At 66.1% G+C, this 6211-nt stretch carries 5 protein-coding genes; 4 read left to right on the forward strand and 1 reads right to left on the reverse strand.

Features of this window, described 5'->3' with window-relative positions; genetic code table 11:
• The first annotated feature begins 56 nt into the window (after positions 1–56).
• From G3N96_RS14585 to G3N96_RS14595, 3 genes are all read left to right on the forward strand, one after another.
• Complete coding sequence (locus G3N96_RS14585; RefSeq protein ID WP_206137630.1) at positions 57–959, forward strand: LysR substrate-binding domain-containing protein; 903 nt, start codon at positions 57–59, stop codon at positions 957–959.
• A 671-nt stretch (positions 960–1630) separates the two neighbouring features.
• A complete protein-coding gene (locus G3N96_RS14590; RefSeq protein WP_206137631.1) occupies positions 1631–2404 on the forward strand; it encodes a hypothetical protein in 774 nt (257 codons plus the stop codon).
• A gap of 20 nt (positions 2405–2424) precedes the next feature.
• Positions 2425–3558, forward strand: a complete 1134-nt coding sequence (locus G3N96_RS14595) for a transporter substrate-binding domain-containing protein (RefSeq protein WP_206137632.1) — start codon at positions 2425–2427, stop codon at positions 3556–3558.
• A 94-nt stretch (positions 3559–3652) separates the two neighbouring features.
• Here G3N96_RS14595 and G3N96_RS14600 read toward each other — a convergent pair whose 3' ends face one another.
• Complete coding sequence (locus G3N96_RS14600; RefSeq protein WP_089427295.1) at positions 3653–4741, reverse strand: ionic transporter y4hA; 1089 nt, start codon at positions 4739–4741, stop codon at positions 3653–3655.
• Between the two features lie 550 nt (positions 4742–5291).
• Here G3N96_RS14600 and G3N96_RS14605 point away from each other — a divergent pair.
• The coding region (locus G3N96_RS14605) for a 3-hydroxyacyl-CoA dehydrogenase NAD-binding domain-containing protein (RefSeq protein WP_241022639.1) at positions 5292–6211 on the forward strand (920 nt) is incomplete at its 3' end.

Genomic DNA, 6211 nt, shown 5'->3' on the forward strand with positions numbered 1-6211 from the left:
AAATCGCATCGATATGCGTCTAACATCAAAAGACTATCGATTGATTCAAGAATTGGATGATTGAACTGCACCAGCTTCGCTGTTTCGTCGCGGTCGCCGAGGAACTGCATTTCGGTCGCGCGGCGCGGCGGCTCTTCATGACCCAGCCGCCGCTCAGCCGGCAGATCCAGTTGCTCGAGCATGCGCTCGGCATCGCGCTGCTCGAACGCAGCAGCCGGCAGGTCAGCCTGACCGCGGCCGGCGAGCGCTTTCTGCGCGACGCGCGGCACATTCTCGAGTTCTCCGCACGGGCCGAGCAGGCCGCGCAGCGCGTCGCACATGGCGGCGCGGGCCGCATCACGCTGGGCTTCACGGCGGTCAGCGCATACCGGATGATCCCGATGCTGCTGGCGCACGCCGCGCACGCGCTGCCGGACGTCGACATCGAATTGCGCGAGATGGTGTCGACCGTGCAGATCGATGCGCTGGCGTCGCGGATGCTCGACGCGGGCTTCGTGCGCCAGCGCGCCGCGCGCCAGCCGCTCGAATACCGGCTCGTGCAGCGCGAGCCGATGCTGGTCGCGGTCGCGGAGGGCGCGCCGCTCGCCGCGTGCGAGCGCATCGGCCCCGACGATCTCGACCGGCAGCCGTTCATCGCGTATTCGCCGAACGAGGGGAAATACTTCCACGACCTGATCTCGGGCCTGTTCGCGAACGCGGGGCGGCTGCCGAACTACCTGCATTATGTCGGGCAGACGCATACGATCCTCGGCCTCGTGCGCGCGAGGCTCGGCGCCGCGCTCGTGCCGGCGTCGGCGCGCGAACTGCATGTGGACGGCGTGGTGTTCCGGCCGCTGGCGGGCGCCGACGTGGCGGCCGAGCTGTATCTCGCATGGCGCGCGGACAACGACAACCCGGCTCTGCCGGTGTTCAACGCGATGGTCGAGCGGTTTCTCTCGCAGGAGCAGGGTGGTGCGTAACGGCGTACGCCCGGAATACGTCCGCGCAATGTGACAAGCTTTCAATCCGGAAGCATGCACAGGCGATGCCAAGCAATCCTGACCGAGCACGACAGGTCGCAGTCCTGCCGATCCTTACCGTGCTGAAAGCTGTCTCGCTGCCGGTGTTCCAACGGAGGAACGCAGCGCTTCGCTGCACTGCGACAACCGCTTGACGCTGCATGCCGGTCGGCGCACGATACGTCCGTGCATTTGGAGCGGGACGCGCCGGCCGCGCGGTTCCTGCACCCGCGACACGCAAAAGAACAACGATGAGCCTTTACGCACTCGTACCGGAATACCGGCCCCGCGTTTGTCGGCCCGCCGGAACCACGCTTCACCCGACGCCCGTCGCGTCACGTATCCGTCATCCCTTTTCGTACCGTGCCTCGGTACACTTCCCCGTCCGCGCGCGAGCCGCGACGATGAACGGCGCCCGTTGGGCGCGCCGCATCGCAGCGTCGTCTGCCGCTCCTCACCATCGCATCCTGAACGGCGCCTACACCGGCGTCTCGTGACGTCCGTCGCGCCCATCCTTGCAATGCGCCGCCGGCCTGCCTGACTGCCCGGCGGCACCGGAGTCCGAAGCATTTCGATTGAGCTTGAAAAAGCAAACGCAAGCAGTTCGGTTCGAGGTTCAAGGAGAAAAACTCATGTCGCAGCTTTCGAATGAAGAAGCAAACGGCAGTTCGGGGAGTGGCAAGGTCAAGCTGATCAAGTGGGCGATCATCATCGCCGGCGTCGCGATCGCGGCACCGGCGGCGTTGTTCATCCTGAAGGGGGTGATCGCACTGGTCACGGCGGGCGTGATCGGCCTCGGCGCGATCTATTTCGCGCCGGTCGTCGCGATGAAGTTCGCGAACCAGAAGGTGAAGATGATCGTCCAGGAGGCGCAGGCGAATCCGATCGAGACGCTGATCAATCAGCTCGCGGAAAAGCGCCAGGCGGCCCAGAAATTCGCGGACAGCATCACCGCGTTCCGCACCGAGGTGAAGAACTTCGAGAACAAGACGGAACTGTTCGAGAAGCAGTATCCGGACGACGCGCCACGCTTCCGGCAGCAGCTCGACACGATGAAGCAACTGCTCTCGTTTCGCGAGGGGCGCTACAAGCAGGTGCAGGCCGAACTGAAGAATTTCGCATCGGCGATCGACCGTGCGAAGGCGATGTGGGACATGTCGCAGGCCGCGCAGCAGATGAACAAGCTCGCGGGCCGGCAGGCGTCCGACACGTTCGAGCAGATCAAAACCGACGTGGCCGTCGATTCGGTGATGCGCTCGGTCAACAAGGCGTTCTCCGAAATGGAGACGTCGCTGATGGATAACCCCGAGGTCAAGCAGGCACAGCAGCAGGCGGTGATGAACGCGCCGCACGCGCCCGGGCTCGACGCGACGACCCCCGCGCAACTGCCGTCGAAACAACCATAACTTCCTGCAGGCTCGCAACCATGAAAAAACTTCTTGGCGCCATCGCATTTCTGGTCGTGCTCGTCGGCGTATGGATCGTGCATCAGGGTGGCCTGTCGACGCTGATTCCCGCGCATGACGCGGCCCCGGCCTCGACGTCCGCGCAAAGCGGCGACAGCGGCCCGTCCACGCAGGCATCGCCGTCGTCCAACGTGCTGCCGGCCGGCTTCACGCCACAGGCCAGCGCGCTGAAATCGATTGCCGAAAACGGCATCGTGCGGATTTCCGTGCAGAACCCGAGCGAACCGTTCTTCGGCGAGGACAAGGGCACGCCGCACGGCTTCAACGTCGAATTCGCGCGGCTGCTGTTCGCGGATCCGTCGTTCTCGCACGGCGGCAAGCCGGTGGCCGTCGATACGCGTCACGAGGTCGACACGTATCCGGGCGTGCCGAAGCAGCTGCTCGATACGGATGCGAAGGGGAACCACGTGGTCGACGTGGCGATGGACGGGCTGACGTTCCCGGACAACACGCCGTCGGGCGTCGTCTATTCGGTGCCGTACGTCGACGATTTCGGCTATTCGCTGATCGTGCGGCAAGGCTCCGCGATCCGCTCGACCGACGATCTCGCGGGCAAGACGGTCGGCATCCTGAAGGGTGACCCGGACGTGCGTGCGTTCGTCACGCGCCAGTACCCGAACGTGAAGTTCGTGGAAGTCGACGATTCCGATCCGGCCTTCATCGCGAAGAGCATCGACGGCCATACGGTCGACGCGTTCATCTACGACTATCCGTTCGCGGTCAGCTCGATCAAGGACACCGACCTGAAGTTCGCGGTGACCAAGCTCGACGGTTCGAACATCGCGTACAAGATCGGCGTGCGCGCGGACGACCAGGATCTGCTGATCTACCTGAACGCCGCGATCGCGAAGCTCAAGCAGTCGCCGCAGTATCTCGACCTGCTGCGCAAGTACTTCGTCAGCGACCAGGCGGTGACGACCGCGGCCGCGTCGGGCGAGCATACGTACGTGGTGAAGGCGGGCGACACGCTGAACATGATCGCGGCGAGCAAGCTCGGCAGCGGCCAGCGCTATCGCGAGATTCAACGCCGCAACAACCTCGCCAACCCGAACCTGATCCTGGCGGGCCAGCATCTGGTGATTCCGGTGCGGTAACGGCGGCGTGACGTGAACGAAGGAAGCTGAAGGGACGTGAAGGACGGCGCGCGGCCCGGCGGAGAGGATCCGCCGGGCCGCGCGCTTTTCTGCGTCAGTGCGTGATCGACAGGAACAGGTAGGCAGCGAACAGCGACAGGTGTACGACGCCGTGCAGCACCGTCGTGCGCCCCTGGCTGAGCGTCAGCGTGCTGACCAGCAGCGTAAGCGCCAGCAGCACGGTTTCCATCGGGCCGATGCCGAGCGTGAGCGGCTGGCCGACCCAGATGAACACGGCCGCGACGGTCGGGATCGTGAGCCCGATACTCGCGAGCGCCGAACCGAGCGCGAGGTTCATGCTGGTCTGCAGGCGATTCGCTCGCGCGGCGGTGACGGCCGCGAGCGCTTCCGGCAGCAGCACGAGCGCGGCGATCACGATACCGACCGCGGCCTCGGGCGCGCCGAGCTTCATCACCGCATGCTCGACGGCCGGCGACAGCAGCTTCGCGAGCAGCACGACCGCGACGAGACTCACGAACAGCAGCACCAGGCTGATCAGCGCGGTGCGGCCGCTCGGCGGCGCCGCATGCACCGATTCGTTCGCGCTGTCGTGCCCGGTGAGGAAGTAGTCGCGATGGCGCACGGTCTGCACGAACACGAACGCGCCGTACAGCACGAGCGACGCCACGCCGGCGAACGCGAGCTGCGATTTCGAGAAGAACGGGCCCGGCGCGGCGCTCAGGTAGTTCGGCATCACGAGCGACAGCACCGACAGCGACGCCAGTACCGCGAGCGCCTTGCTGGCGCCGCGCCCCTGGAAGTCCTGCTCGCCGTGCTTCCACGCGCCGACCAGCAGGCAGATGCCGACGATGCCGTTGCAGATGATCATCACGGCGGCGTACACGGTATCGCGGGCGAGGCCCGATTTCTCCGGGCCCGCGCCGAGCATCACCGACACGATCAGCGCGACTTCGATGACGGTCACGGCGATCGCGAGCACGAGCGTGCCGAACGGTTCGCCGACGCGGTGCGCGACGACTTCGGCATGGTGGACGGCGGCGAACACGGCGCCGGCGAGGGCGGCGGCGAACACCGCGATGACGAGGCCTTCGGCCGGTACGACGCGCGACAGCGCGAGGACCAGCCAGGCGGCAAGCGGGGCCACGAGGGTCCAGCGCGGGAGCTGGTTGGACGAGAGCGGCATGGAGGGTTTCCTTATGCGAGTGGCGGCGCGCGACGCGCCGTCACGGGTTGACGAAGCCCGGCCGTACTATCCGCCGAACGAGGATGATGAAACCGAAGGGGGGCGGCACGCAACGGTGCTGCCCGGGGTTCGCCGCCATGAGGCAGCGAGGGGCGCGGGCGGGCCGGAGCCCGTCGCGGGATGAAACGATTCGATGCGGCCGGCCGCGAACGACGAGGCGAGCACGGGTGACGACGCACGGGCCCGAGGCTCGGTTCCGACCCCGAAAGGGCGGCCGGCGATGGACGGCGGTGGCGACGTGACACGCGGTTTCCCCCTTAAATCCGGCGGTTTGTCGAATTTTATCAGGCGTTCGGGGGGCACTATCTCATATTCAAATGCTTTCATTGACCTTTCGGTTTGCAAAAAGTGCCCCGACCTTTCGATTTTTTGTCTTTGCAGTTTCCGTAACGGTCTCTTGCACGACACATTCGGGCTCGCCCTGACATAAATCTACCGACCGGTCGGTTTATAATCGCTCGCACCTCCACTTCATGACGGATCGCAAGCGATGGCTGTTTCTTCTGCACATTCGGTGAACTCGGGCGCGCTGGCGCCGTCGGCCGTCGTCGGCGTGATCGGCGCCGGCGCGATGGGCGCGGGCATTGCACAGGTCGCGGCGGCGGCCGGCCATGCGGTGCTGCTGTACGACCTGAACGAAGCTGCCTGCGACAAGGCGCTGGCCGGCATCCGCGCACAGTTCGCGCGGCTCGCGGAGAAAGGCCGGCTCGAACCGGCGCAGGCGGAAGCGGCCGGCAGCCGGATTCGCGCGGTGCGTGAACTGGCCGATTTCGCGGGCGCCGCACTGATCGTCGAGGCGGCGGCCGAGCGGCTCGACGTGAAGCGCGAGATCTTCGCGACGCTCGAGCGCCATGTCGACGACGCGTGCCTGCTGGCCACCAATACGTCATCGATCTCGATCACGTCGATCGCGGCCGGGCTGCGCGTGCCGCATCGCGTCGCCGGCCTGCATTTCTTCAACCCGGCGCCGCTGATGGCGCTCGTCGAGGTGGTCAGCGGGCTCGCGACCGCGCCTGCAGTCGCGCAGGTGCTATATGCAACCGCCGCCGCGTGGGGCAAGCGGCCCGTGATGGCGAAATCGACGCCGGGCTTCATCGTGAATCGCGTCGCGCGGCCGTATTACGCGGAGGCGCTGCGCGTGCTGAACGAGCAGGGCGGCGCGCCGGCATCGATCGACGCGGTGATGCGCGAGGCCGGCGGCTTCCGGATGGGGCCGTTCGAGCTGATGGACCTGATCGGCCATGACGTGAACTTCGCGGTGACCGAATCGGTGTTCCGCGCGTATTTCAACGATCCGCGCTACACGCCGTCGCTGATCCAGCAGGAACTCGTGAACGCGGGCTTCCTCGGGCGCAAGTCGGGCCGCGGCTTCTATTCGTATGTGGACGGCGCGACGCCGCCTGCCCCCGA

It is taken from the genome of Burkholderia sp. Se-20373 (assembly GCF_017104705.1).
GTDB lineage: Bacteria > Pseudomonadota > Gammaproteobacteria > Burkholderiales > Burkholderiaceae > Burkholderia.

Bases quoted from the DNA above. Each gene is read 5' to 3' on its own strand.
- G3N96_RS14600 (WP_089427295.1), bottom strand. From the start codon at position 4,741: ATGCCGCTCTCGTCCAACCAGCTCCCGCGCTGGACCCTCGTGGCCCCG.
- G3N96_RS14585 (WP_206137630.1), top strand. From the start codon at position 57: ATGATTGAACTGCACCAGCTTCGCTGTTTCGTCGCGGTCGCCGAGGAA.
- G3N96_RS14595 (WP_206137632.1), top strand. From the start codon at position 2,425: ATGAAAAAACTTCTTGGCGCCATCGCATTTCTGGTCGTGCTCGTCGGC.
- G3N96_RS14590 (WP_206137631.1), top strand. From the start codon at position 1,631: ATGTCGCAGCTTTCGAATGAAGAAGCAAACGGCAGTTCGGGGAGTGGC.